The organism is Winogradskyella thalassocola (assembly GCF_900099995.1).
GTDB classification, from domain to species: domain Bacteria; phylum Bacteroidota; class Bacteroidia; order Flavobacteriales; family Flavobacteriaceae; genus Winogradskyella; species Winogradskyella thalassocola.
Window position 1 is genome coordinate 1,592,919 of the sequence record NZ_FNCZ01000001.1, and the last position, 26,285, is coordinate 1,619,203.

Below are 26,285 nucleotides of genomic sequence, written 5' to 3' on the forward strand. Positions count from 1 at the left end.
GTTAAAGATTCAATTCAATCTGCTGATGCTCTGGTTGTTTGTGCTAGATGATAAACATCGATGGCTCTCGTGGCAAAGATTAAATATTGATCCAATTTTTAATATTAAAGCTGTTAGCTTTTAATAATAATTTCAGCTAATAATTTTTTGGCTCTCAAAAGTTTAACTTTCACGTTATTGATAGGCTCTTTTAATTCCACTGAAATTTCTTTATAACTCAACTCTTGGAAATACCTTAAGTTAATAACTTCTTGATAATGAGGTTTTAATTTTTTGATATTACGTAAAAGATTGGCGAGATTCTGCTCTGTAATAATCTTATCCTCAGGTGTAGGTGAATCATCAATGATATCAAAATAGTGATCTTCGTTATCTTTAGACGTGTTGTTGATTGTTTTTTTCTGTTTTCGGACTAAATCGATATGAATGTTTTTCGAAATAGTGATTAGCCAAGTTTTAAATTTATAATCGTCATTATACGTGTCAATCTTATCGAAAGCTTTAGAAAATGTCTGAATGGTTATGTCTTCAGCATCATTTTCGTTCATGGTGCGTTTCAGTTGAAATGCATAGACGTCATTCCAATAGGTGTCTAGGAGAAATTTGAATGCAATTTGGTTATTATTTTTTGCTTTGTGTATAGCTTCTTTTACTTCCAATGTTTTGGCTTAGATATCAGATTAGCTATAAAGATACTTAATTGTGTAGTAATGAGAAATAATTCTAGTATTGGCATGAGAATAATAAGGTCTGTCTCTTTAAATTTCTTCGCTGTAAATCCAAAACATAACCATTGAATCACAAAGCGTAAGCCAATTAAGGCTATGATCCAAGGCCAAGAAAACCCAATGATTAATAGTGAAATTCCCAAAATCCAAAATAGTAAGTTCGTGATATAAAATAAGCCTAATAAAAATTGATGCTTCAATTTGTAAAAATTAGCTGTACTAATATGTCTTCTTTTTTGAAGAATCCATGCTTTAAAACTTGTTTTCGGTTCAGAAATTGTAAAACTATCTGTTGTAAAACATAGTGACGTGTTAGAAGCTTTTGCCACTTCATTTATAAACAAATCGTCATCACCAGATTTAATAGACATATGATTGTTAAATCCACAATTATTGAAGAATAGCTCTTTTCTGTACGCCATATTACGACCAACGCCCATATAAGGTGTTCCCATTTTTGCATAAGAAAAATACTGTAAAGCTGTCATTACGGTTTCAAATCGTATAAGCTTGTTTAAAAATGAAAACTTCTTTTTGGCGTAGGCTCCATACCCTAAAACGATAGACTTATCATTCGAAAAATGACTACTAATTTGTGCCAGCCACTGTTCAGAGTTTGGAGTGCAATCCGCATCAGTAAATACTAAAAAATCATGTTTAGAAGCCTTAATACCTAAGGTAAGTGCGTATTTTTTATTTCCCCAAAAGGCTTCATTAGTTTTTACATCCACAAGTTTAATATTGTTGTTTTCAGCATCAAAAGCTTTCATAGTTTCCAATGTATCGTCAAACGAACTGTCGTTAACTAAAACAATTTCAAAATTTGAATAGTCTTGATTTAGTATTAGTGGAATATTTTTCTTTAGATTTTCTGCTTCATTTTTAGCGCAGATAATCACAGATATTGGGATGTGCTTTTTTAGTTGCGTCTCGGCACGTGTGATACTAAAAGAGAAAAGAAAACTAAGATAATATGCAATTTGAATACCAGTAACAGCAAAAAAGGCATAAAATAGTATTGAGGGAATTGTCATTAATGCTTAAGAATGTTGAGGTTCGCTACAGTCTTTATATTCGTCTGGCGATTTTCCACAAAAACCACATGCTTCACCGTCTTTATTAAGCATAGGGTTTTGACTGGCACAAGTACCTGCAAATTTACCGTCTTTTTTTGCCCATATTTTTATAGCGATTCCTCCTACTGCAAGAGCTAATAATCCTAATGTAAGTAATAGTAATTTCATCTGTTTATATCTATATTTATTTTAATTGCCAGATGGAACATCCTTAATAATTCCCTAAGTATTAAATTATTAAATCTCAGAATGTTTCACTTAAATGCTTAAATTTATTGCAAAGATAATGCTTTTACATTTATTTCCTTGCTCATTTTGGTGTGACTTAACTTGCTGATGTGGTGTCTTATTACTAAATAAAGTTTTTTATTAACTAATTAATTAAAGAATTATGAAAAAATTATTCGCAGAGTTCTTCGGAACATTTTGGCTTGTATTTGGAGGTTGTGGTAGTGCAATATTTGCTGCTGGATTTCCTGAATTAGGAATCGGATTTCTAGGTGTGGCTTTGGCATTTGGTCTTACCGTATTAACTATGGCATTTGCTGTTGGTCACATTTCTGGTGGTCATTTTAATCCTGCTGTATCTATTGGTCTTTGGGCTGGTGGAAAGTTTGAAGCTAAAGATTTATTAGGTTATATTTTAGCCCAAGTTATAGGTGCTGTTGCTGCAGCTGGTGTGTTATATCTTATCGTTTCTGGTAAGGCTGGTTTTGATGGAGTAGGAGGGTTTGCTGCTAATGGCTATGATGATTTATCGCCAGGAGGTTATAATATGATGTCTGCTTTAGTTGCTGAGATGGTTTTAACAGCCTTCTTTTTAATTGTTATTTTAGGAAGTACAAATTTTAGAGCTCCTAAAGGGTTTGCTCCAATAGCTATTGGATTGGCATTAACTTTAATTCACTTAATTAGTATTCCAATTACAAATACTTCTGTGAATCCTGCAAGATCTTTAAGTCAGGCTATATTTGCTGATGGAGCGTATTTATCACAAGTATGGTTGTTTTGGGTGGCTCCAATTGTGGGTGCTATAATTGGTGGAATAATTCATAAATCATTTTTTGAAAAAGGGTAGACTCTCTAAATTTTAGATATAAAAAAAGAGGAGCAATTTAAATTGCTCCTCTTTTTTGGATTAATTAACCTTATTTACTTTTCTTTTAAAGAAATTTCTGCAACTTCGGTATCATTTTCGTTAGCGTTGTCTCCTTTAGTACCAATTTTAATACTAAGTGCTAAGGCATCTTCCATGTACGGAATTTGCTTTAACTTACGATCAGATTCATCTAAAATACCCAAGTTAACCATTCTGTCTTGCAACTCAGCCCAAATTTGATATTGCTGCTCTTTTGGTAATTGAGGTAAGGTAATAACATCAATCATAGACGTTTTCTCTACCGGATTAATATATGCTACCGTTTTTAAATTTTTAGCACGGTCATTACCATTAATAACATACTTTCTAGAATCTGGATTATTAAGTTTTAATAATTCTCTAGATAGCTCGTCTAATTTAGAGTTGTTGCTCTCTATGTCACTTCGTAAGTCAAAAATTTCTTCAACAACAACATTGTTTTCACTATTTAAATCAATATTTTTTTGATAAAGCATAAACGACGTTGCTGCAAATAATATGGCTGCTGCACTAGCTGCAATACTGTACCAAGGGGTTCTTTTTGTTGGTGTTAATTGAATTACTTTAGAGTCATTAGTTTGTTCTAAAGAGTCTAAAATATCTCCTATAATATAATTAGGTGCGTCAACAGCACCCGCTTTCGCAACAATTTCTAAATTATCTTGAAGTTTTTCATAAGCTTGCGCTGCTTCAGGATACTTAGAAATAAAGAGTTCTACTTCTTTAGATTCTTCCAAAGAAATGTCTCCGACCAAGTACTTATTAAGTAGGTCAGAATTTAAAAAGTTTTGTAGTTTTTTTTCCATGATCAAATAATTTAGGGATTGTAAACCTTTTTCAGTTCTCGCAATCCTATTTTTAATCTAGATTTAATTGTGCCAAGCGGAATGTCTAATTCGTCGCTAGCTTCTTGTTGTGTCATTCCTTGAAAAAACAAGGCATCTAACACAATTTGATATTTTTCTTCTAGTCTTCCAACATGTTCTTTGATGTCCATGACATCTTGGTTAAAATTTGTTGTTGGTAAGATATATACGTTGGATGTTTCAATTTGGACTTCTTTATGGTACCGATTATTAAAACTTCGCAGTTTGTCTATGGCTGTATTACGTGCAATACGAAACAGCCATGTAAAGAGTTTAGCTTTAGATGAATCGTATTTTGAAGCGTTTTTCCATACCTTAACAAAGGTTTCTTGTAAAGCATCTTGAGCAACTTCTTCATTTACTGTTATTTTTAAGATAACACCATAAAGACTATTAGAATAGTTTTCATAAAGCAAATTCAAAGCACGTTTATCTCCTTGTTGGAGATAATCAATAATCTTTTGTTCTGTAGGTGTTATACTCAAAGTGTTAAAATCTTTTTTTTTAGATGGTTAAAACGTCCAAAGCAAATTTCTGAACGTAAATATAATTAAATACACCTTAAAGGTGCTCAATATAAAGTCTTAGAATGATTTTATCTTCATAAGAGGTTGATTAATAGCATTTTCAAATAAAAATTATTCTAAATTCAAAAGTCACAATTCTAATTGTGACTTTTGCTTTATATAATATTCACTTCAGTTTCTATACTAATATTAAATAATCGTTTCACTGTCTTTTGAATTAATTGTGCCAATTCAAAAATTTCTTTCCCACTTGCATTGCCATAATTAACCAAAACTAAGGCCTGTTTATTATGAACACCATAATCGTTAAAACGTTTGCCTTTAAATCCGGCTTTTTCAATGAGCCATCCAGCAGGTATTTTAATAGCCTCGTCTGATATTTTATAAGAAGGTACATCTGGAAAGTTGGCTTCTAATTCAATAAATTCTTCAGCTGAAATAATAGGATTCTTAAAAAAACTGCCACTATTACCGATCTCTTTCGGATCTGGTAATTTACTTTGTCTAATAGCAATTACGGCGTCTGAAATATCTCGAATCGATGGTTCTTTAATATCATTAGCATCTAGTTCATTTCTAATAACTCCATAGTCTGTGTGCAATATATGGCTGTTTTTAGTGAGTTCAAGATTAACACTTGTAATGATATATTGTCCCTTAAGGTCTTGTTTAAAAATAGATTCTCTATAACCAAAATTACAATCAGATTTTAAGAATGTTCTTTTAGATTGGTCGTCTATTTTTAAAGCTTCACAACTTATAAAGACATCTTTAAGCTCAACTCCATAAGCACCAATGTTTTGAATAGGAGCGGTTCCAATATTACCAGGAATTAATGATAAGTTTTCAATACCTCCAAAATTGTGCTCTAAACACCAAAGCACAAAGTTATGCCAGTTTTCACCAGCCATGGCTTTTATAATAACTGAGTGTTCAGTTTCACTAATGATTTCAATACCTTTTAAATTAATGTGAAGAACTAAGGCTTCAATATCTTTAGTTAACAACATATTGCTTCCTCCACCTAAAACAAATAAAGGAGTTTTATGATGTTCTTTTAAAACAGATTTAAGGTCTTCAATAGCGCTAATGTCACAATAGGATTGCGCTTTAGCATCTATACCAAAAGTATTAAATGATTTTAAGGAAGCATTGTTAATAATAGTCATTAGTCTTTATATACTTTTAATGCTTCTTCTAAGATTTTAACGGCAATTTTTAAACTTTCGCTATTTAAAACATAAGCAATACGGATTTGGTTTAAGCCAACTCCGGGAGTCGAATAAAAACCTGCAGCAGGTGCTACCATTACAGTATCGTTATTGTAATCAAAGGATTCTAAAAGCCATTTCGCAAAATTATCTGAATTTTTTACAGGTAATTCTGCTATGCAATAAAAGGCACCACTTGGAGTCGCTACCTTAACTCCTTCAATTTTTTCTAATGCTTCAATTAGTGTATTTCTACGCTTTACATATTCTTCTTTTACATCATCAAAATAACTTTGAGGTGTATCTAATGCAGCTTCACTCGCTATTTGTGCTAGAGTAGGCGGGCTCAATCTTGCTTGTGCAAACTTTAAGGCTGTTTTTATAAAGTCTTTATTCTTCGACACTAAATAGCCAATACGTGCACCACACATACTGTAGCGTTTAGAAACGGAATCAATCACAATAGCATGTTCTTCTAAACCAGGTTCTTGTAAAATAGAATAATGCTCTACACCATCGTAAACAAATTCTCTATAAACTTCGTCAGCGATTAAAAATAAATCGTGTTTTTTTACAATAGCGGCAAGTTGTTTTATTTCTTCTTTTGAATATAAATACCCTGTAGGATTACCTGGATTACATATTAAAATAGCTTTAGTCTTTGGTGTAATTAATTTCTCAAATTCTTCAATTGGTGGTAATGCGAAATTATCTTCAATTTTAGAAATTACAGGAACTACATTCACTCCAGAAGCAGTTGAAAATCCATTGTAATTGGCATAAAATGGTTCTGGAATGATGATTTCATCACCTTCGTCCATAATACTTCCAAAAGCAAATAAAAGCGCTTCACTTCCTCCTGTAGTTACAATAATATCATTGTGCGAAACTTCTATTGAATTGCGTTTGTAATAGTCGGCAATCTTTATTCTATAACTCTCAGCTCCTTCAGATCTACTATATGCTAAAGTTTCAATTGTCGTATTTTTTATAGCATCTAATGCTACTTGCGGTGTTTTTATATCTGGCTGACCTATATTAAGGTAGTAGATGTTTTTTCCTTTTTTTTGTGCTTCTTCAGCATATGGTACCAATTTTCTAATTGGAGATTCTGGCATCTGGATGCCTTTATTTGATATTGATGGCATTTGGTAGTGGTTTTAAAATGCTAAGTTCTGAAAATTCTTAAAGTTTAAAGGTAAAAAAAGCATAAAAAAAGAGCTTTCAATTTGAAAGCTCTTTTCTTTAAATTTATAAATGGATGCTCGATTATTGCTCAAGCATACTTTTACTTTTCTTTTCTAAAACGCTAGTCTTATTAGAATCAACTACTAATCCTTTTATTTTAAGCGCTACTGTTGGAGTTTCTGCATTAGAAAAAACAGTAATAGTCTTTCTAATTGGGTTAACTCTTTTAGTATCATATTTTACTTCTATTTTACCTGTTTCACCTGGCATAATTGGGCCTTCTGGTTTTTTAGGAACTGTACAACCGCAAGTCGATTTTACATTAGAAATTACTAAAGGAGCATCTCCTGTATTGGTAAACTCAAAAACTCTTACTCCATCAGCACCTTTTTCAATGGTACCGTAATCTATAACATCTGTTTTAAATTCTATTTTTGCTACCTTCTCCTGAGCATAAGAACCAAAACTCATTAATCCTACAAATAATACTACTATTAAATTTTTCATCATTTTAATTTTAAAATTGATTAGTCAAACTTAGTTACTTTTTCATTCCTAACAAAATTTATTAGACGTAATACACTCCATTTAACAGAAATTTTGGCTTTTGAACCTATATTGTTACGCTAATAATTTTTCGAAAAAGGAATTATAAGTACTTTTGACAGTTCTATTACAAAAACAATACCAAAACATGGAAATTCCATCTAAATATAATGCATCTTCAGTAGAAAATAAGTGGTACGACTACTGGATGGAGCACAAATACTTTCATTCTAAACCAGACGAAAGAGAACCTTATACCATTGTAATCCCTCCACCAAACGTTACTGGGATATTACACATGGGACATATGTTGAACAATACGATTCAAGATGTCTTAATTCGTCGTGCCCGTTTGCTAGGCAAAAATGCATGTTGGGTACCTGGTACAGACCACGCCTCAATTGCTACAGAAGCTAAAGTTGTTGCGAAACTTAAAGAACAGGGTATTGATAAAAATGATTTGTCAAGAGAAGAATTTTTAGAACATGCTTGGGAATGGACAGAAGAATACGGTGGAGTCATCCTAGAACAACTTAAGAAATTAGGATGTTCTTGCGATTGGGACAGAACTAAGTTTACAATGGATGACGATATGTCTGAAGCTGTAATTAAAGTTTTTATAGATTTATACAACAAAGGTCTTATTTATAGAGGCTACCGAATGGTGAATTGGGATCCTGAAGCACAAACAACCTTATCTGATGAAGAAGTAATTCATGTTGAAAAACAAGGTTTACTATATTATTTAGAATATAAAGTTGAAGGTAGCGATGAAAAGTTAACCATTGCAACCACACGACCAGAAACCATTTTTGGAGATACTGCTATTTGTATTAACCCAAATGATGAGCGTTTTACACATTTAAAAGGTAAGAAAGCGATTGTTCCTATTTGTGGACGTGTCATTCCTATTATTGAAGACGAATATGTAGATGTTGAATTTGGTACAGGATGTTTAAAAGTAACACCTGCACACGATGAAAATGATAAAGTCTTAGGTGATAAGCATCAATTAGAAGTTGTTGATATTTTTAATGCGGATGCCAGTTTAAATAGCTTCGGAATGCATTACGAAGGTCAAGATCGTTTTGTCGTTAGAAAGGCAATTACAAAGGAATTAGAAGAGGCCGGTATTTTAGTGAAAACTGAAAACCATATCAATAAAGTAGGAACATCAGAACGTACAAAAGCAGTGATCGAACCAAGATTGAGTGATCAATGGTTTTTAAAGATGGAAGATTTAGCACAACCTGCTATTGATGCTGTTTTAAAAACTGGAGATGTAAAGTTATTTCCTAAGAAGTTTGAAAATACGTATCGTCATTGGATGGAGAATATTCGCGATTGGAATATTTCACGTCAATTACTTTGGGGACAACAAATCCCTGCATATTTCTATGGAGATGGAAAAGAAGATTTTGTAGTTGCTGAAAGTTTGGAAGATGCTTTAGTTTTAGCTAAAGAGAAAACCAACAACCAACAACTAACCACTAATGACTTAAAGCAAGATACTGATGCACTAGACACATGGTTCTCATCATGGTTGTGGCCAATGAGCGTGTTTGATGGTATTAGAAATCCTGAAAACGAAGAAATAAAATACTATTATCCAACAAATGATTTAGTGACTGGTCCAGATATTTTATTTTTCTGGGTAGCACGTATGATAATTGCTGGTTATGAATATAGAGATGAAAAACCTTTTGAAAATGTTTACTTAACGGGGTTAGTTAGAGATAAACAACGACGTAAAATGTCGAAGTCTTTAGGGAATTCACCAGATGCTTTAAAGTTAATTGAAGATTACGGAGCAGATGGAGTTAGAGTTGGACTTTTATTAAGTTCAGCGGCTGGAAATGATTTAATGTTTGATGAAGATTTGTGTCAGCAAGGAAAGCAGTTCGCTAACAAAATTTGGAATGCCTTTAGATTAGTACAAGGTTGGGAAGTTGATAACACAATAAGTCAGCCAGAATCGAGCAAAATTGCTTTAGAATGGTTTGAGTCTAAATTTCAGAAAACTATTTTAGAAATTGAAGATCATTTTAGTAAGTATAGATTAAGTGATGCGTTAATGTCTACTTACAAGTTAATTTGGGATGATTTTGCATCATGGTTATTAGAGATTATAAAGCCAGCATATCAACAACCTATTGATGCCAAAACATTAGAAAGTGTTAATGCTATTTTTGAAGATATCCTAAAGATTTTACATCCATTCATGCCATTCTTAACAGAAGAAATCTGGCATTATATTAAGGAACGTTCGCCAGAAGAAGCTTTAATTATCGCAAAATGGCCAGAAGTAAAACCAATTAACGAAACTTTGATTTCAGAATTTGAATTTGCTTCAGAAGTCATTTCTGGATTAAGAAACATTAGAAAGCAAAAAAATATTGCTTTTAAAGATGCGATTGGTTTTTCTGTAGTAAATAACGAAAATGTAAATCCTACGTTTGATGAAGTGATTTCAAAATTAGGAAATCTAGAGAGCTTCGATTATGTTACAGAAGCTGTTGAAGGTGCGTTGACGTATCGTGTTAAATCGAATGAGTACTTTATTCCAATGGAAGGCAGTATTGATATAGAAGCTGAAATTGAAAAGCTAACAGAAGAATTAAAATACACCGAAGGCTTTTTGAAATCTGTTCAAAAGAAATTATCTAATGAGCGTTTTGTTGCAGGTGCACCAGAACAAGTAGTTGCTTCAGAAAAACAAAAAGAAGCTGATGCATTGGCTAAGATTGAAACCATACAAGCTAGTTTGGCGAGTTTGAAGTAAATTATATAACCTGCAAGGTTTCTAAAACCTTGTAGGTTTTTGTTTTGAAGATCATTAAAAAAGGACTACTGGAAAAAGTGGTCTTTTTTATTTACCATTCATTAATCTTATTGCTGTCTAACTTTACAAAGATAAATAACAAAATAGTAAAGCCCCAAAGCCCTGAGCCCCCATAACTAAAAAAGGGCAGGGGAATACCAACAGTAGGTATTAAACCCATCACCATACCGATATTAATGGTGAAATGCACAAAAAGAATAGAAGCTACTCCATAGCCGTAAACACGACTAAATTGTGATTTTTGACCTTCAGCTAAGTATAAAATTCTAACAATTAGCAGTACAAATATGATGACGACAAAGCTTGTGCCTAAAAACCCCCATTCTTCACCTACAGTGCTAAAAATATAATCGGTATGTTGTTCTGGTACAAATTTACCTGTCGTTCTTGTGCCTTGTAAAAAGCCTTTTCCTGAAACACCACCAGAACTTATGGCTTGTTCTGATTGAATAAGGTTATAAGCTTCTACTTTTTTCATGCGTTCTAGCTTGGCAGGATCTTTTTCTAACCGCAACCAAAGACTAATTCTATTTTGCTGATGTGCTTTTAGTCCATGTTCATAAAACACTTTTACTCCGTAAGAAAAAGCTATAGAGACCATTAGGACAACGATATATTGTAAAATTGAACCTCTCTTTTTCTTTCTGAAGAAATATACGCATGTAAGTATAACAGCAACTACAATTGCTGTTATTAGAACCCCAAATTTTAACCCTAAAACAGCAAGGATTATCAAAGATAAAGCGATAACTAAATAGACTTGCTGTAAGCCTTCACGATAAAAAACAAAGAAAAATGCTAAATAAACGATGGTGCTTCCTGCATCATTTTGAAGTAAAATAAGTAAGGCAGGAATAAAAATAATAGCAGCAACTCTAAGCTGGTCTTTTACAGTTGTCATATTAGTTTGGAGGTCACTAATATATTTAGCAACAGCCAATGCAGTCGCAAATTTCGCAAATTCGCTAGGTTGTATAGTCATGCTACCAATACCATACCATGAGCGTGCCCCATTAACATCTTTTCCAAAAATGAAAAGTCCTATTAAGGCCAGCATCGCAATTAAATAAAGGATACTTGCAAACTGTTCATAGAACTTGGCTTCAAAAGACAAAATTAACACGATGAGTAGGGCGGTTAGACCTATGAAAACAAGGTGTTTACCGTAAAGTTGGCTGGTGTCGAAGTAACTTGTGATTTCTCCAACATGGGAAGCTGATAGTATATTGAGGTACCCAAAACCAAGCAATAATAAAAATAGAATGATGGTAATCCAGTCAAACTTAAAATGTCTTTGATTTTCTCTTAACATGAAAGGTTACGATTTTATGTCGATTGGATTTTCGGTCTTAATTGGGTAATTTTCTTCAGTTGCATAATTTTCGATTACCTGAAGTTTAGCCTCTCCATTAATTTTGAAATTCTCACCAGAATATGGTTTTTTATATTCATCCTCTAGGCTATGGGTTAAAATCCAATCTTCTAAATCTGTTCTTGTAATATGACCTTTAATATATTTTTCTATCATTAAACTTGCCATTCTTCCTGCAAATCGACCTCCCCAATATCCGTTTTCAACAAAAACAGCAATCGCAATCTTTGGGTTATCTTTAGGGGCAAACGCTACAAATATAGAGTGGTCAGTAAGTTGAGTTTTGACGCTATCTATTCTTATGAAATTTTCTGCAGTACCCGTTTTTCCGCAAATATCAATTCCTGGGATTTTTATGTGTTTTGCAGTACCTTCATTATAAACATCAAACATACCTTGTACAACGGGTTCAAAGTGTTGTTTGTCAATAGTTGTATACTTTGGAGTCGTGTATTTGCTATCTATAGTTTCGCCTTCAATATTCTTTATAATATGTGGAGTGTAATAATAACCTCGATTACCGATAGCTGCAGCCATATTTGCCAATTGAATAGGTGTCGCTTCAACCTCTCCTTGTCCAATAGCATTAGAAACAATATAGGTAGATCCCCAACGATTATCTCCGTACTGTCTGTCGTAATAATCTCCATCAGGAATACGACCCGGTTGTCCGACGGATAAATCATTGTTTAAAAAATTTCCTAAGCCAAAACTTTTAGCGTGATTTGCCCAAACGTTCATGCCTTTTCCTGCATCATCATATTTATCGACAATACGGCGATACACATTTACAAAATATGCATTGCAAGATTGTGCAATACCTCCATTCATGGCAATAGGACTTCGGTGATGGTGACAACCCGTTAACCGTCTACTACCATAATAATAACCCATTCTACAAGTGAATTTTTCGTCAATGGTAACAACACCTTCTTGTAGGCCGATGAGGGCGTTAATAACTTTAAAAGGAGAACCCGGAGGGTATTGCGCTTGTAAGCCTCTATCGAAAGTGGGTTTGTTAACTTTATCTAAGAATAAGCTTGAAAAATTTTTGTTACGCTCTCTACCAACTAACAAATTGGGATTGTAACTAGGTCCTGTTACCATAGCGAGAATTTCACCGCTGCTTGGGTCAATCGCCACAATACCTCCTCTTTTGTGCTTCATTAATAATTCTCCATAAGCTTGTAAATCTGAATCAATGGTAATAGTAACATCTTTTCCGGCTTGTGGTAAAGTATCAAGAGTTCCTTCTTTAAAAGGGCCTATGTTTTTATTAAATCGGTCTTTTTGAATAAATTTTATCCCTTTAACACCTCTTAAGGTTTCTTCGTATGTTTTTTCAATACCTTGTTTTCCAATTAGATCACCTAAAGTATAGTAAGGGTCAGTTTCAATAGTTCTACGATTGACCTCTCCAAGGTCGCCTAGTACATTGGCGCCAATACTTGTTTGATAAGACCTTAGAGAACGTTTTTGAATATAGAAACCTTCAAACTTTCTCATTTTTTCTTGAAGAACCGCATAGTCTTTTTTTGAAAGCTGGGGAACAAAAGGTGAGGGTAGTCTTGGTGAATAGTGAGTTGCACGTTCTAATTTTTTATCGTAATCTTCTCGCGTTATTTTTAAAAGACTGCAAAATTCTTCAATATCTAATGAGTCTAAAGGAGCAACCTCTCTCGGAATAACCATAACATCATAAGAGGGTTGGTTGGCGACTAATAATTTTCCATTTCTGTCATACACATAGCCACGCTTAGGGTAGTTGTACTCTTTCCTTATGGCATTGTCCTCAAAAATATCATAAACCGCATTATCATAAACTTGAAGATAAAATAAACGCGCAATAAAAACGAGACCAACAAGGATTACAGTTGTTAATAATAGCAGCTTTCTCATTTTCGGTTTCGGCTAAATAGAATTATAATCAATACACTAAGTAGTATTGTGAAAATACTAGAAAATAACGTCTTTTGTAATACTAAAAGTATGTTGGAAATGTTAAAAATTTCTAGTGAGAATAATATAAAATGGTGAATTACGGTTCCTAATGAGATATAAGTAATTAAACTACCAATATCCGTAGTACTAAACTTTATAGTTTGATGCTCATACAACATTCCAAATGAGCTTTTTAAAAGTATTGGTCTTGCATAAGCCAAACTAACTGCTGCTGCTGCATGCACTCCACCAGAATCGGAGAATATATCCACCATCATGCCTAACAAAAAGCTAACTAAAAGGAGGACTAGTCTGTCCTCTCGTATGGGAAACAGAAAAATAAAAATGATATAAATGTAAGGATTAATGTAGCCTAGAAAATCAATATGATTGCATATTACAACCTGAAGCAGCAGTAATAGAACGAATCGGACGATATTTATGCCAGCAATACTATTCATCAATGTTTTTTTCTAAAGATTGAATTTCTGCACGGTCTAAATTTTCTAAAATGTAAACGGTTCCAATATTAGTCATGTCATTAAACAATTTTACTTGGATCGTATAGGTGTCTCCACTAATATCACTTTCAAAACTCGTAATAGTACCAATACCAATTCCTTTTGGGAAAATAGAAGATTCACCACCTGTTTGAATGGTGTCCCCAACTTTTATAGGTGCAAACTGAGACACATCTTCTAACTGAACATAAATCGGTGATTTGCCATCCCAAGTTAAAGAACCAATATGATTGGTAGATTTTATCTTAGCATTAATCTGGCTTTTGACATTTAAAATAGATAATACCGTAGAATAATTGTTAGAGGTATTATCAATTATTCCAATAATACCATTAGAAGTCATAACCCCAAAATCTTGCTTAATACTATCGTTTTTACCTTTGTTTAAGGTGAGGATATTATTGGTTGAAGAATAGCTGTTTTTATAAAGGTCAGCAATCGTAATCCTATATTGTCCCTTTGTATAGGAGCTGTCTATATATGAAGAGTCTTTAGTAACGCTAGTATTAAATAGCTGCTCTCTTAAGAGTCTATTCTCTTCAGTTAAAATGTCATTGGTAGTTTTTAAATCAAAATACTGATCTACAGAATTCATTGTACCATAAACTCCGCCAGTTAAAAAATTGGCTGAATTTATGAATTTACTCCTATGATAAGAATGCGATTGAATCGTTAAAGCTAAAGCAATACTAAAAAGCAATAAAAACAACAGAAAGGTTTTGTTTTTAATAACAAAATTGAAAATTTGTTGCATTATTTACTTCTTATTTAATCAATATACTTTTGTATTTAGGTAAGTTTTTAAGCACTATTCCTGTACCTCTTACTACAGCTCTTAATGGATCTTCTGCAATATAAACAGGTAGATCTGTTTTTTGAGATAGACGTTTGTCTAAACCTCTTAACATAGACCCGCCACCTGCTAAATAAATTCCGGTATTGTAAATGTCTGCGGCTAATTCTGGAGGTGTTTGAGATAGTGTCTCCATTACAGAATCTTCAATACGCAAAATAGATTTGTCTAATGCTTTGGCAATTTCACGATACGAAATCTGAACTTGCTTTGGTTTTCCTGTTAATAAATCACGACCTTGAACACTCATGTCTTCTGGAGGTAACTCTAAATCTTCAGTAGCTGCACCAATTTGAATTTTAATTTTTTCAGCAGTTCTGTCACCAACATATAAATTGTGTTGGGTTCTCATATAATAGATAATATCATTTGTAAAGACATCACCTGCAACTTTTACAGATTTATCACAAACAATACCTCCAAGGGCAATAACTGCAATTTCGGTAGTTCCACCACCAATATCTACAATCATGTTTCCTTTTGGTTGCATAATATCAATACCTATACCAATAGCAGCTGCCATTGGTTCGTGTATTAAATAGACTTCTTTTCCATTAACACGCTCACAAGATTCTTTTACCGCTCGCATTTCTACTTCTGTAATTCCAGAAGGAATACAAACTACCATGCGCAATGCTGGATTAAAAAACTTCTTCTTTAACGCAGGAATGTTTTTTATAAACATGCTAATCATTTGCTCAGAAGCATCAAAATCGGCAATAACTCCGTCTTTTAACGGGCGAATAGTTTTAATATTCTCGTGCGTTTTTCCTTGCATCATGTTGGCTTCTTTACCAACTGCTATGATTTTTCCGCTAATGCGGTCTCTTGCGACTATCGATGGATTATCAACAACAACTTTGTCATTGTGTATTATCAGTGTATTTGCGGTTCCTAAATCTATGGCTATTTCTTCCGTTAGGAAATCAAAAAATCCCATGTGCTGTTCTTAATTATTTGGGTTATTTGTGTCTTATTTTAAAGACTATCTGTAAAAGTAGTAAAATATACGTTATTTATATGTTTAAAGATGTTTATTGCTAAACTTTTTTTGTTTTTTCTTTTACTTTACTTATAAAATAAATTAGAGAAGGGTTTTGGTAAAAAAAAAGAACCCAAAATAAAGATGGATTACATCTTAATTCTGGGTTCTAAAATGAAGTTTTTAATGTTTAAAATGACGTGTGCCTGTCATTACCATAGCGACATTATTTTCATTGCAATAGTCAATACTTAATTGGTCTTTTATAGAACCTCCTGGTTGAATTACAGCAGTAATACCAGCATTGTCTGCAATCTCTACACAATCTGGAAAAGGGAAGAATGCATCACTTGCCATTACCGAGCCTTTTAAATCAAATTTAAAGGATTGCGCTTTATGAATCGCTTGGTTTAACGCGTCAACACGACTGGTCTGACCGGTTCCACTAGCGCATAACTGTTTATTTTTTACTAAAACAATTGTATTAGATTTTGTGTGTTTGCAAATTTTTGAAGCAAAGATTAAATCGTCTAATTCATTTGAGGTAGCCGTTGTTGTGGTAACCGATTTTAAACCTTCAAGTGTATCTGTTATATTGTTTCTGTCTTGAACTAAAACACCATTTAAACAACTTCTAACGTTGGTTTGTGGCATCTCTATATCTTTTAAAATTAAAAGGATTCTGTTTTTCTTTCCTTTTAAAATTTCTAAAGCCTCTGGTGAAAAAGAAGGTGCAATAACGACCTCACAGAATAGTTTATGAATTTCTTCAGCAGTAGCTATATCTATTTCCGAATTACTAATTAAAACTCCTCCAAACGCAGAAACTGGATCGCCTGCTAAAGCATCGACATAGGCTTGGTGTAAGCTCTCGCGTTGCGCTAAACCACATGCGTTATTGTGTTTTAAAACAGCAAATGTTGGTGCGTCGTTTTTAAATTCTAGCATTAAATTTACGGCGGCATCTACATCTAAAAGATTGTTGTAGCTTAATTCCTTTCCATGTAATTTTGTGAAAATTTCATCAAAATCTCCGAAGAAAAAACCTTTTTGATGTGGATTCTCGCCATATCGTAAAACCTTGCCTTTATTTTCTGAAATTTTTAAAGTCGGAATTTCTTGGTTTTTATTGAAGTAATTAAAAATAGCTGAATCGTAATGCGAAGACACATTAAATGCTTTTGCAGCAAATTGTTTTCTGTCGTCTTCTGATGTTTCACCATTTTTAGTTTCTAATAATTCTAAAAATTCAGCATAATCGACAACTGAAGATACACAAGTGACATCAGCATAATTTTTAGCTGCTGCTCTAATTAAAGAAATACCTCCAATATCAATTTTTTCAATAATATCTTGGTTGCTCGCTCCTGAAGCAACTGTTTTTTCAAAAGGATATAAATCGACGATAACAACATCGATTTGTGGAATGTCAAATTCTTTTAATTCGGCAACATCACCTTCGTGATTTTGACGATTTAAGATACCTCCAAAAACTTTAGGGTGTAATGTTTTTACACGTCCGCCAAGTATAGACGGATAAGATGTTACATCTTCGACCGGCACGACGTTGATGCCTAAATCTTTAATGAATTTTTCAGTGCCTCCTGTGGAATAAATCGTAACGTTGAGGTCGTTTAGTTTTTTTACGATTGGTGCTAATCCGTCTTTACTAAATACAGAGATTAGTGCAGACGAAATGGTTTTGTTGCTCATAATGTTGTGTTGTGTTTTAGATGCTGCAAAAGTACGTATATTCAAAAAGAAAAGCTCGATGCGAAAACGAGTTTCTTTAAGTTTTTTGTAACAATATATTGTTGAAAACGTCCTATCTTTAAAATGTTTTAAAACAAACCTTGCATGCTGGTCTATTTACGTTTACTAAAAGAGAGTTTTTCATTCGCCATAAATGCACTTCGTACTAATAAACTCAGGACATTCTTGTCACTTTTAGGGGTTACGGTAGGGATATTTTCTATTATAGCGGTGTTGGCAGCTGTTGATTCACTTGATAAAACGATTCAAGGGCAATTAAGTTCATTAGATAGTAATACTATGTATTTGGCAAATATGTCTTTTGGACCAACGGATGTACCACGTTGGCAAAGAGAAACTTTTGATGAGGTGTCTTATAACGAATACAAAACTATAAAATCGTCTATAGCTGATGCAGAGCATGTGGCTTTACAGTTATTTGTAAAACGTGAAAATATTAGATACGAATCGGAATTGGTAAGTAGTGTTAATACTGTTGTGGTATCACATGAGTTTATCGATATTCAGGTTATGGAATTTGAAAAAGGCCGTTTTTATAACGAATCTGAATCTAATGCTGGAAGACCTGTTGTAGTTATTGGTTCTGAGATTTCAAAATCACTTTTTGGAGAACTTGAGCCAATCGGTAAGAAGGTACGCCTCTATGGTCAGAAATTTACAGTTATTGGAGTCGTTAAAAAAGAAGGCTCAGGCTTATTTGGGGATAGTAATGATGTTTCTATTTTTCTTCCAGCAAACTATGTTAGAAATAGATATGGAGATAATAATCCATTTATGAAGTATATCGTTATCATTAAGCCAGAAAAAGATGCTGATATTGAAGGTGTAAAAGCTGAAATCACTCAAGTAATGCGTAATAAGAGAGGCTTAAAGCCAGATGAAATAGATACATTTTTTATAAGTGTTATTTCTGGTTTACAGGATGTTATAGATACGATTATTGGAAGTTTAAATTTAATCGGATGGGTTATTAGTGGTTTTTCTCTTTTAGTTGGAGGTTTCGGAATTGCTAATATTATGTTTGTAAGTGTTAAGGAGCGTACTAATCTTATAGGTATTCAGAAGTCCTTAGGTGCTAAGAATAAGTTTATACTATTTCAGTTTTTATTTGAGGCCGTTATACTCGCTGTAGTTGGTGGTTTGGTAGGGTTGTTTTTAGTGTGGATAGGAACTATAATTGGAAGTAATCTTACGGAAGATTTTGAATTTGTGCTTTCACCTCAAAATATGGCGCTTGGATTTTTTATATCTTCTATAATAGGGTTGATTTCTGGAGTGATACCTGCATTAACGGCATCACGATTAGATCCTGTAGAGGCTATACGAACTGGAATGTAATTTCGTACATTCTCAATATTTAATATATAAATTCTAAAAGAATCTTTATTGGATAACCTTTACTCAGTTTAACTGTTATTACAGTACTAATGATGGTTTTATTTTAATAAAGAAGAAACTTCTTTACAAACAAACTCTAAAAATCGCTCGTCTGCTTCAGAAAATGGATCTGGTGTATTAGAGTCAATATCTATTTGACCTACGTTTTCATTATTTAGAAAAATAGGAATCACAATTTCAGCTTTAACTGTAATACTACAAGCAATATAATTATCTTGAGCAGCCACATCTGGAACCACAAAATTCTGATTACTTATTGCAACTTGTCCACAAATACCTTTTCCAAACGGAATAATAATATGGTCTGTTGGCTCACCTACGTAAGGACCTAATTTTAATTCGTCTTTATCTCCATTTTTAAAGTAAAAACCAACCCAATTATAATAACTTATATTTGCTTCTAGAGTTTCGCAAATCTTTAATAGACGTTGATCAACACTAAGGTTTTCTTGTGCTACAATTGATTTGATTTCAGGTTTTAAGTCGTGTAAATTCATAGGTGTAAAAAACTTTTTGCAAAAGTATCTAAAATACACTGTTTTAAAATGCTGTTTTTATAAATTTAACAACAAACTAACATTAGGAATTTTTGAAGGCGCTTTTAGTAAAATATAAATCTGTAATTCGTTTTATCGTCACTTTTTTGGCGGTATATGGGGCTTTGACTATTGGTTATAATGTGTACTTAAATGTATCTCATGGTTCTGTGTTTTACCCAGATTATTTAACCAATTTGGTAGCAGAACAAACCAATGCTTTATTAAATGGTTTGGGTTATGAGGCGAGTATTACTCCACATCCCAATGAACCTTCAATGAAAATTATTATCAATGAAAAATACGTGGCACGTGTTATAGAAGGTTGTAATGCTATAAGTATTATCATTTTGTTTTTATCTTTTATAGTCGCTTTTGCAGGCAAGCTTAAAACCACTTTATTATATGGGTTAGCTGGAAGCATTATTATTTATGCTTTCAATTTAATTCGAATTGTAATTTTATCTGTAGGACTCTATCATTACCCTTGGAGAAGAGAAATTCTGCATACCGTTATTTTTCCAATGTTAATTTATGGAACCGTTTTTCTTCTTTGGATGGTTTGGGTGAATCGATTTTCTAAAAAAGCGAAGTCTAATGCGTAAATTAATTACCTATAGTTTAGTCGGAGTATTACTACTATTATTAATCTTAATTAGGGCTTATGAAGACGTACTGTTTTACGATCCCTATTTAACGTTTTTTGAAAATGATTATTTGTATTTGGATAGTCCAAGACGAGAAATAGCAAAGTTAGTCTTGTTTACAACATTGCGTTATGTTTTAAATACTGTAATCTCATTGGGGATTTTGTATCTTATTTTTAAAGATAAAAGTATTGTCAAGTTTTCAGTATTAGTTTTTGCCGTGGCTTATGTTTTATTGCTAATTCCATTTTTATATTTTGTTATAAATCCAAACCAGGAAGATTACTATTTGTTTTTTAATATTAGACGCTTTTTAATCCAACCTATTGGTTTAATTCTGCTATTTCCAGCATTTTATTACTATAAATTGAATCGTTAATATTGTATCTAGAGCATTTTATAGTTTAATAATTTTGTAGCTTTGCATCGTGAAATTTTCATATCTACATAAAACCTTTTCTGTTGCACTATCATTTTTGGTATTGTTTTCTACATTATCATTAACTATTGATAAGCACTTTTGTGGAGATGTTTTAATTGATGTTGCCATTTTTTCCGAAAGTAAAACATGTGGAATGGAAGTTTCAAAAACGGAACAGACAGATGTAATTGAAAAAAGTTGTTGTAAAAATGAAATAGATGTTATTGAAGGAATTTCGGATTTAACTATTAATTCATTTGAAGATTTTGATTTAATTCAACAGCAAGTATTATTTGCCTATAGTTATTCTTACATTAATCTTTTTGAAGGTTTGCCAAACTTGGTCATTCCTCATAGTGATTATTTACCACCAACATTAGTTGAAGATATCCATCTTTTAGATGAAGTTTACCTCATTTGATTCAGTTATAACCCTTAGTGAAAAAGGAAGCACATACTTATGTGCAAGTCGTTATACCTGAAATTCAAACAAATGAAAAAATATTTAATTATAAAATTTATGTTCTTGTCGCTAATACTTTCTGCGCAAGATCAATTAAAAGGTGTTGTTCTCGAAACAAGTAGCGGAAAAGAAATGCCATTACCTGGAGCCAATGTGTATTGGTTGGGCTCATCGGTTGGAGCTATTACAAATGCAGATGGAACATTCACATTACCATATAAGTTTTCTTATAATAAGCTAGTGTTTAGTTATGTCGGATTTAAATCGGATACGATAACCATAAGTGAAAACAAGTTTATAAAGCATGTACTTCAAGCGAGTGACGAGTTAGATGCTGTAGAAATTACATCTAGAAAACAAGCAACCCGTAAATCTTATTTACAAGCCTCAAATACTTTTACCGTTACTAGTGCAGAATTGCTAAAAGCAGCCTGCTGTAACTTGGCAGAAAGTTTTGAAACCAATCCGTCAATTGATGTTAATTTTGCTGATGCGATTTCAGGTTCAAAGCAGATTAAAATGTTGGGTTTAAATTCACCTTATATATTAATTGCGACCGAAAACATACCAGCCATACGAGGAGCTTCTCAAGCTTATGGCTTAAGTTTTATTCCTGGTACTTGGGTAGAAAGTATTCAGATCACTAAAGGTACAGGTAGTGTTGTTAACGGGTTTGAGAGTATCGCTGGTCAAATCAATGCCGAAATGGTAAAACCTACTACAGACGATAAATTATTTGTAAACCTATATGGAGCTTCAAGTGAACGTTTAGAGTTAAATACGCATTTTAACACTAAAGTTTCTGATAAATGGAGTACTGGTTTGTATGTGCATGGTAACACACATCAAGAAGAGCATGATGTTAATGATGATGGTTTTATGGATATGCCCATCTATAATCAGATTAATGTTATGAATCGTTGGCAATATACCAATACGGAAAAAGGAGTGGTTAGCTTCATTAATTTGAGATATCTTAATGATGAAAAACAAGCCGGACAAGTTGAGTTTGATCCAGAACGTGATAAAGGCACCGCTAATTTTTGGGGAAGCGAAATTAATACAGAACGTTTTGAGGTGACTACAAAATTAGGTTATGTCAATCCAGAAATTCCGTACCAAAGTCTTGGTTTTCAAACGGCCTTTAGTCATCATCAACAAGATTCCTATTTTGGGTTAAACCAATATGACATTAAACACAATAGTTTTTACTCTAACTTGGTTTATAATTCAATTATTTCCGATTCGAGACACAAAGTAAAAACAGGATTAAGTTTTACTTACGATCATTATAATGAGCTTGTAAATAGTGTAAACTATAAACGCACGGAGAATTCTGTGGGTGGTTTTTTTGAATATGCTTTTGATAATTTAGACAAACTATCATTAACAGCCGGAATGCGCGTAGACCAGCACAATAGACTTGGTTTTTTTGTAACACCGCGTTTGCATGTGCGTTATACACCTTGGGAGAAATCAGCATTACGCGCTTCAATAGGAAGGGGGAAACGTAGTGCTAATATTTTTGCAGAAAACCAGAATATGTTTTCAAGCTCAAGACAGATTAATATTTTAAATTCAAATGGTAAAATTTACGGTTTAGATCCTGAAATTGCATGGAATTATGGCATTAGCTACTTACAGGGCTTTAATTTATTTGATAGGAAGGCCGATGTCACTTTTGATTTTTATAGAACAGATTTTCAGAACCAGGTGGTTGTAGATTGGGAGAATCCGTATGAAGTCAATTTTTATAATTTAGAAGGAGATAGCTATGCTAATAGTTTTCAGTTTGAATTTAATTATAATGTTTTTGAACATTTTGATTTACGAATGGCTTATAAGTATTACGACATTAAAACGGATTATATTTCGGGTAAACTAGAAAAACCATTAGTGCCAAAGCATCGTTTATTTGCTAATACGTCTTATGAAACTGCTATTAAAGAAAGTGGATCTCAGTGGAAGTTCGATGCCACCTATAATTGGTTGAGTGCTCAGCGTTTTCCTAGTACAGATTTAAGTCCATCTCAATTTCAATTGGCTGATAAAACGCCAACGGTTGGAACTTTAAATCTGCAAGTTACTAAAGTATTTTCTCCAAAATTTGAAGTATATTTAGGGGGCGAAAACGTGACGAATGTGCGTCAAGATAATCCAGTAGTTAGCGCAGATAATCCGTTTGGTTCAAATTTTGATAGTAATTTTGTGTATGGCCCAATTTATGGCAGTATGTATTATGCTGGTCTGCGGTTTAGAATAAAATAATCAATCTATTATTACGAAGTTAAACAGATTACTTAAAAGTTAAATAAATTGATTCTTACTTTGGTAGGAATTATAAAAATTAAAAATTATGAAAAAACTAATCACAGTTATTATTGTATGTATGGGAATGTTTGCTTTCTCACAAAATAAAAATGCCAAAGCTAACATTGAAGTGGATGGTGTTTGTGGAATGTGTAAAGAGCGTATAGAAAAAGCAGCCATTAGAACCAAAGGTGTAAAATCGGCAGTATGGAATGTTGATACACATGAATTGAAATTGATTTATGACGAACGTAAAACAGATGTTAAAACGATCTCTAAAAGCATAGCTGCTGTAGGGCATGACACTAAGGAAATTAAAGCTACTGATGAACAATACCATTCTGTGCATGCTTGTTGTCTTTACCGCGATGAAGATGTTAAGAAAGACCATGAAAAGGAAAAAGAAGATGGAAACTAATATAGAAGCCTGAATTTAGATTCAGGCTTTTTTTTTATGTTCTTTTTTCATTCTCAGCAAAACGAAAATGTCTTATGTTCTTTAGATAGTTTAGAAATTTTCAACCAAATTCGATAAGATCTTATAGCGCTAGAATTAAGTATTTTTGAAATAATAAAAAATCGAATAATAGTTACAAATATGGAACTAGACCAAATTATTGATAATATTTACCCGCTAACAACTAAATCGAAAGACTTAATTAAAGCGTCGATAATTGAAGTTAAATTTTCAAAAGGCCATATTTTATTTAAAGCCAATAAAATTGAGAAAAGTATTTATTTCATTAAAAAAGGAATAGCAAGAGCCTATGCGTATTCCGATGATAATCAAATTACATTTTGGTTTGGTAAAGAAGGAGATCCTATTGTTTCGATGCAAAGTTATGTCAACAATCAAAAAGGTTACGAAGATGTAGAATTGTTGGAAGATTGCGAACTTTATGAATTAAAGATGGAACAACTTCAAAAACTTTTTTTAGAAGATATTCATATTGCAAATTGGGGGCGAAAATTTGCAGAATTAGAAATTATAAAATCCGAAAAACGTCTTATTTCCTTGCAATTTGAAAATGCAACTCAGAGGTACTTAGCACTTCTTAATAATTACCCTAGCTTACTGCAGCGCGTACAATTATCTCATATTGCATCTTATTTGGGTATTACCCAAATTAGTTTAAGCCGAATTAGAGCGAATGTAAAATAAATAGCGTTTTTATCATTTGTTAAATGGTTTCTCTAAAATGTTTAGGAATTTTGCTCTCTGATATTATTCTTCATTGGAAGCTGTAAAATTATTTTAGCTTTTAAAAAATGAGAATAATCTAAAACTAATTTTAAAATATACTTAGATATGTTAAATACGATAAAAATTAAAACGTCACTTATTCTACTATTATTTGCAGCTTTTTTTGTGGGCTGTAATAATAGTAAAACCAATGTGGATAATTCAACTGTAAAATCAGAAACTAAAGCATTAAAAAAAATATTATTTGTAGTAACAAGTCACAGTGAAAAAGGAAATACAGGAGAGAAAACAGGTTATTATCTAGGAGAAGTTTCGCATCCATGGGATGTATTACATACCGCAGGTTATGAAATCGATTTTGTAAGTCCGAAAGGAGGGAAGGCACCTGTAGATGCTTTTGATATGACAGATTCTATTAATAAGAAATTTTGGGATAACGATATATACCGCAATAAAATTGAAAACACTAAAACACCGAAAGATGTAAATCCGGATGATTATGTTGCCATTCATTATGCAGGTGGTCATGGAGCGATGTGGGATTTTGCCGATAATACCGAAATAGCTGAAATTGCAGCGCAGATCTATGAAAACAACGGTGTCGTTAGTGCGGTATGTCATGGTCCTGCCGGCTTAGTGAATATTAAATTAAGCAACGGATCTTATCTTGTTGATGGTAAAAAAGTAAATGCGTTTACAAATGAAGAAGAGGTTAAAGTAAAACTAGAAGATGTCGTTCCGTTTTTACTAGAAGATCAATTAATAGCGCGTGGTGCTATTTTCGAAAAGTCCACGCCTTTTACGGAACACGTCGTTGCGGACCAACGATTGGTTACCGGTCAAAACCCACAATCTGCTCATGGTGTTGGTCAGGCGACCTTAAAAGAGCTACAAAGACTAACTAAAAGCAAGAAGTAAATGAGTGGAGAGAAAAATTTAGAAATGCTTTTAAAATCAATGAAACCAAAGCACAATTTAGGCGAATTTGTATTTTGTAAAACAGAACATTTGGATCAAATAAATTTAAGCCAAGTTGTAATGACTTTTAAAGAAGAGGAAAGCACTACTATTATCCTCAAAAAAGAAATTGCAAACCAACTACATTTAGATTATTCTTACGTGGCGTCTTGGATTACACTTACTGTGCATTCTTCGTTGGAGGCCGTGGGTTTAACAGCTGCATTTTCAAATGCATTATCTGAAAATGGAATTAGTTGTAATGTTGTCGCCGCTTATTATCACGATCATATTTTTGTAGATAAAAAAGATACAGACAAAGCCATGGAAGTTTTGAATGCATTTTCTAAATAATGCATTCAGTGTAGATATCACTGTTTATAAAACGTTTGTTGTAATACTGAAGCAGACCATGATTTAAAATTACCACACCAAATAAATAATAACGAATGAATTGGATATTACTAATAATTGCAGGACTTTTTGAAGTGGCCTTTGCAGCTTGTTTAGGAAAAGCTAAAGAAGCTACAGGAAATGAATCAACCTATTGGTATATTGGTTTCTTGGTTTGCTTAGTAATAAGTATGCTGCTTCTTATAAAAGTGACACAAGTATTACCCATTGGTACAGCATATGCCGTTTGGACAGGTATCGGTGCCGTAGGAACTGTGTTGGTTGGTATTTTTGTCTTTAAAGAGCCAGCAACACTGTGGAGACTATTTTTTATTTCAACATTAATTATCTCAATTATCGGGCTAAAGGTGGTTTCGCATTAAACAGATTAA

At 32.9% G+C, this 26,285-nt stretch carries 27 protein-coding genes; 12 read left to right on the top strand and 15 right to left on the bottom strand.

What is annotated here, in order from left to right:
• Positions 1-113: 113 nt before the first annotated feature.
• From BLT80_RS06520 to BLT80_RS06530, 3 genes are read right to left on the bottom strand one after another with little or no spacing between them, the layout of a single operon-like run.
• Positions 114-659: an RNA polymerase sigma factor gene (locus BLT80_RS06520; protein WP_092466750.1), complete on the bottom strand. Its 546-nt coding sequence runs from the start codon at positions 657-659 to the stop codon at positions 114-116.
• Positions 650-1,762 (bottom strand): glycosyltransferase, encoded by a 1,113-nt coding sequence (locus tag BLT80_RS06525; protein WP_092466751.1) that lies wholly within the window; start codon positions 1,760-1,762, stop codon positions 650-652. The genes BLT80_RS06520 and BLT80_RS06525 overlap by 10 nt, the downstream gene beginning before the upstream one ends.
• Before the next feature lie 6 nt (positions 1,763-1,768).
• The gene (locus tag BLT80_RS06530; RefSeq protein WP_092466752.1) at positions 1,769-1,972 is read right to left on the bottom strand and encodes a membrane or secreted protein; all 204 of its coding nucleotides are present in this window, start codon (positions 1,970-1,972) and stop codon (positions 1,769-1,771) included.
• 223 nt (positions 1,973-2,195) lie between these two features.
• Here BLT80_RS06530 and aqpZ point away from each other — a divergent pair, with 223 nt between their 5' ends.
• A complete protein-coding gene (gene aqpZ, locus BLT80_RS06535; protein WP_092466753.1) occupies positions 2,196-2,882 on the top strand; it encodes an aquaporin Z in 687 nt (228 codons plus the stop codon).
• 74 nt (positions 2,883-2,956) lie between these two features.
• Here aqpZ and BLT80_RS06540 read toward each other — a convergent pair whose 3' ends face one another.
• The 5 genes from BLT80_RS06540 to BLT80_RS06560 form a co-directional block, all read right to left on the bottom strand.
• Complete coding sequence (locus BLT80_RS06540) at positions 2,957-3,748, bottom strand: anti-sigma factor (RefSeq protein WP_092466754.1); 792 nt, start codon at positions 3,746-3,748, stop codon at positions 2,957-2,959.
• An 11-nt stretch (positions 3,749-3,759) separates the two neighbouring features.
• On the bottom strand, positions 3,760-4,293 hold the full coding sequence (locus BLT80_RS06545; RefSeq protein WP_092466755.1) for an RNA polymerase sigma factor: 534 nt from the start codon (positions 4,291-4,293) through the stop codon (positions 3,760-3,762).
• A gap of 197 nt (positions 4,294-4,490) precedes the next feature.
• Positions 4,491-5,504, bottom strand: a complete 1,014-nt coding sequence (murB, locus tag BLT80_RS06550; RefSeq protein ID WP_092466756.1) for a UDP-N-acetylmuramate dehydrogenase — start codon at positions 5,502-5,504, stop codon at positions 4,491-4,493.
• Positions 5,504-6,694, bottom strand: a complete 1,191-nt coding sequence (locus BLT80_RS06555; RefSeq protein ID WP_092466757.1) for a pyridoxal phosphate-dependent aminotransferase — start codon at positions 6,692-6,694, stop codon at positions 5,504-5,506. Before BLT80_RS06555 ends, murB begins: the two co-directional genes overlap by 1 nt.
• A 121-nt stretch (positions 6,695-6,815) precedes the next feature.
• Complete coding sequence (locus BLT80_RS06560) at positions 6,816-7,241, bottom strand: DUF1573 domain-containing protein (protein ID WP_092466758.1); 426 nt, start codon at positions 7,239-7,241, stop codon at positions 6,816-6,818.
• Positions 7,242-7,428: 187 nt separating this feature from the next.
• Between BLT80_RS06560 and BLT80_RS06565 the strand changes: the two genes are divergently transcribed.
• On the top strand, positions 7,429-10,062 hold the full coding sequence (locus tag BLT80_RS06565) for a valine--tRNA ligase (protein WP_092466759.1): 2,634 nt from the start codon (positions 7,429-7,431) through the stop codon (positions 10,060-10,062).
• 91 nt (positions 10,063-10,153) lie between these two features.
• On the opposite strand, the gene rodA is transcribed toward BLT80_RS06565, so the two are convergent.
• The 6 genes from rodA to purH form a co-directional block, all read right to left on the bottom strand.
• A complete protein-coding gene (rodA, locus tag BLT80_RS06570; protein WP_092466760.1) occupies positions 10,154-11,434 on the bottom strand; it encodes a rod shape-determining protein RodA in 1,281 nt (426 codons plus the stop codon).
• A gap of 6 nt (positions 11,435-11,440) precedes the next feature.
• On the bottom strand, positions 11,441-13,393 hold the full coding sequence (mrdA, locus tag BLT80_RS06575; protein ID WP_092466761.1) for a penicillin-binding protein 2: 1,953 nt from the start codon (positions 13,391-13,393) through the stop codon (positions 11,441-11,443).
• Positions 13,390-13,896, bottom strand: a complete 507-nt coding sequence (mreD, locus tag BLT80_RS06580) for a rod shape-determining protein MreD (RefSeq protein WP_092466762.1) — start codon at positions 13,894-13,896, stop codon at positions 13,390-13,392. Before mreD ends, mrdA begins: the two co-directional genes overlap by 4 nt.
• Positions 13,889-14,710 (bottom strand): rod shape-determining protein MreC, encoded by an 822-nt coding sequence (gene mreC / locus BLT80_RS06585; protein ID WP_092466763.1) that lies wholly within the window; start codon positions 14,708-14,710, stop codon positions 13,889-13,891. Before mreC ends, mreD begins: the two co-directional genes overlap by 8 nt.
• A gap of 10 nt (positions 14,711-14,720) precedes the next feature.
• A complete protein-coding gene (locus BLT80_RS06590) occupies positions 14,721-15,749 on the bottom strand; it encodes a rod shape-determining protein (RefSeq protein WP_092466764.1) in 1,029 nt (342 codons plus the stop codon).
• Between the two features lie 225 nt (positions 15,750-15,974).
• Positions 15,975-17,504 (bottom strand): bifunctional phosphoribosylaminoimidazolecarboxamide formyltransferase/IMP cyclohydrolase, encoded by a 1,530-nt coding sequence (gene purH, locus BLT80_RS06595; RefSeq protein WP_092466765.1) that lies wholly within the window; start codon positions 17,502-17,504, stop codon positions 15,975-15,977.
• A gap of 144 nt (positions 17,505-17,648) precedes the next feature.
• On the opposite strand from purH, the gene BLT80_RS06600 reads away from it, so the two are divergent.
• The gene (locus BLT80_RS06600) at positions 17,649-18,902 is read left to right on the top strand and encodes an ABC transporter permease (RefSeq protein ID WP_092466766.1); all 1,254 of its coding nucleotides are present in this window, start codon (positions 17,649-17,651) and stop codon (positions 18,900-18,902) included.
• 98 nt (positions 18,903-19,000) lie between these two features.
• Here BLT80_RS06600 and BLT80_RS06605 read toward each other — a convergent pair whose 3' ends face one another.
• Positions 19,001-19,459 (bottom strand): GAF domain-containing protein, encoded by a 459-nt coding sequence (locus BLT80_RS06605; RefSeq protein ID WP_092466767.1) that lies wholly within the window; start codon positions 19,457-19,459, stop codon positions 19,001-19,003.
• A gap of 92 nt (positions 19,460-19,551) precedes the next feature.
• Here BLT80_RS06605 and xrtF point away from each other — a divergent pair, with 92 nt between their 5' ends.
• The 9 genes from xrtF to BLT80_RS06650 all read left to right on the top strand — a co-directional run bounded on the left by xrtF (position 19,552) and on the right by BLT80_RS06650 (position 26,276).
• A complete protein-coding gene (gene xrtF / locus BLT80_RS06610) occupies positions 19,552-20,103 on the top strand; it encodes an exosortase family protein XrtF (RefSeq protein WP_092466768.1) in 552 nt (183 codons plus the stop codon).
• Entirely contained in the window at positions 20,096-20,524 is a 429-nt protein-coding gene (locus BLT80_RS06615) for an exosortase F system-associated membrane protein (protein ID WP_092466769.1), read from the top strand. Before xrtF ends, BLT80_RS06615 begins: the two co-directional genes overlap by 8 nt.
• Positions 20,525-20,573: 49 nt before the next feature.
• Positions 20,574-20,987, top strand: coding sequence for an HYC_CC_PP family protein (locus BLT80_RS06620; protein WP_092466770.1), 414 nt, complete (start codon positions 20,574-20,576; stop codon positions 20,985-20,987).
• Between the two features lie 72 nt (positions 20,988-21,059).
• Positions 21,060-23,297: a TonB-dependent receptor gene (locus tag BLT80_RS06625; protein ID WP_092466771.1), complete on the top strand. Its 2,238-nt coding sequence runs from the start codon at positions 21,060-21,062 to the stop codon at positions 23,295-23,297.
• 88 nt (positions 23,298-23,385) lie between these two features.
• Positions 23,386-23,757, top strand: coding sequence for a heavy-metal-associated domain-containing protein (locus BLT80_RS06630; RefSeq protein WP_092466772.1), 372 nt, complete (start codon positions 23,386-23,388; stop codon positions 23,755-23,757).
• Between the two features lie 180 nt (positions 23,758-23,937).
• Positions 23,938-24,501 carry a Crp/Fnr family transcriptional regulator gene (locus BLT80_RS06635; protein WP_092466773.1) on the top strand — a complete coding sequence of 188 codons (564 nt, stop codon included), beginning with the start codon at positions 23,938-23,940 and terminating at the stop codon, positions 24,499-24,501.
• Between the two features lie 147 nt (positions 24,502-24,648).
• A complete protein-coding gene (locus tag BLT80_RS06640; RefSeq protein WP_092466774.1) occupies positions 24,649-25,461 on the top strand; it encodes a type 1 glutamine amidotransferase domain-containing protein in 813 nt (270 codons plus the stop codon).
• A complete protein-coding gene (locus BLT80_RS06645; protein ID WP_092466775.1) occupies positions 25,462-25,854 on the top strand; it encodes an ACT domain-containing protein in 393 nt (130 codons plus the stop codon). It begins immediately after the preceding gene.
• Between the two features lie 95 nt (positions 25,855-25,949).
• The gene (locus tag BLT80_RS06650) at positions 25,950-26,276 is read left to right on the top strand and encodes a DMT family transporter (RefSeq protein WP_092466776.1); all 327 of its coding nucleotides are present in this window, start codon (positions 25,950-25,952) and stop codon (positions 26,274-26,276) included.
• Positions 26,277-26,285: the final 9 nt, after the last annotated feature.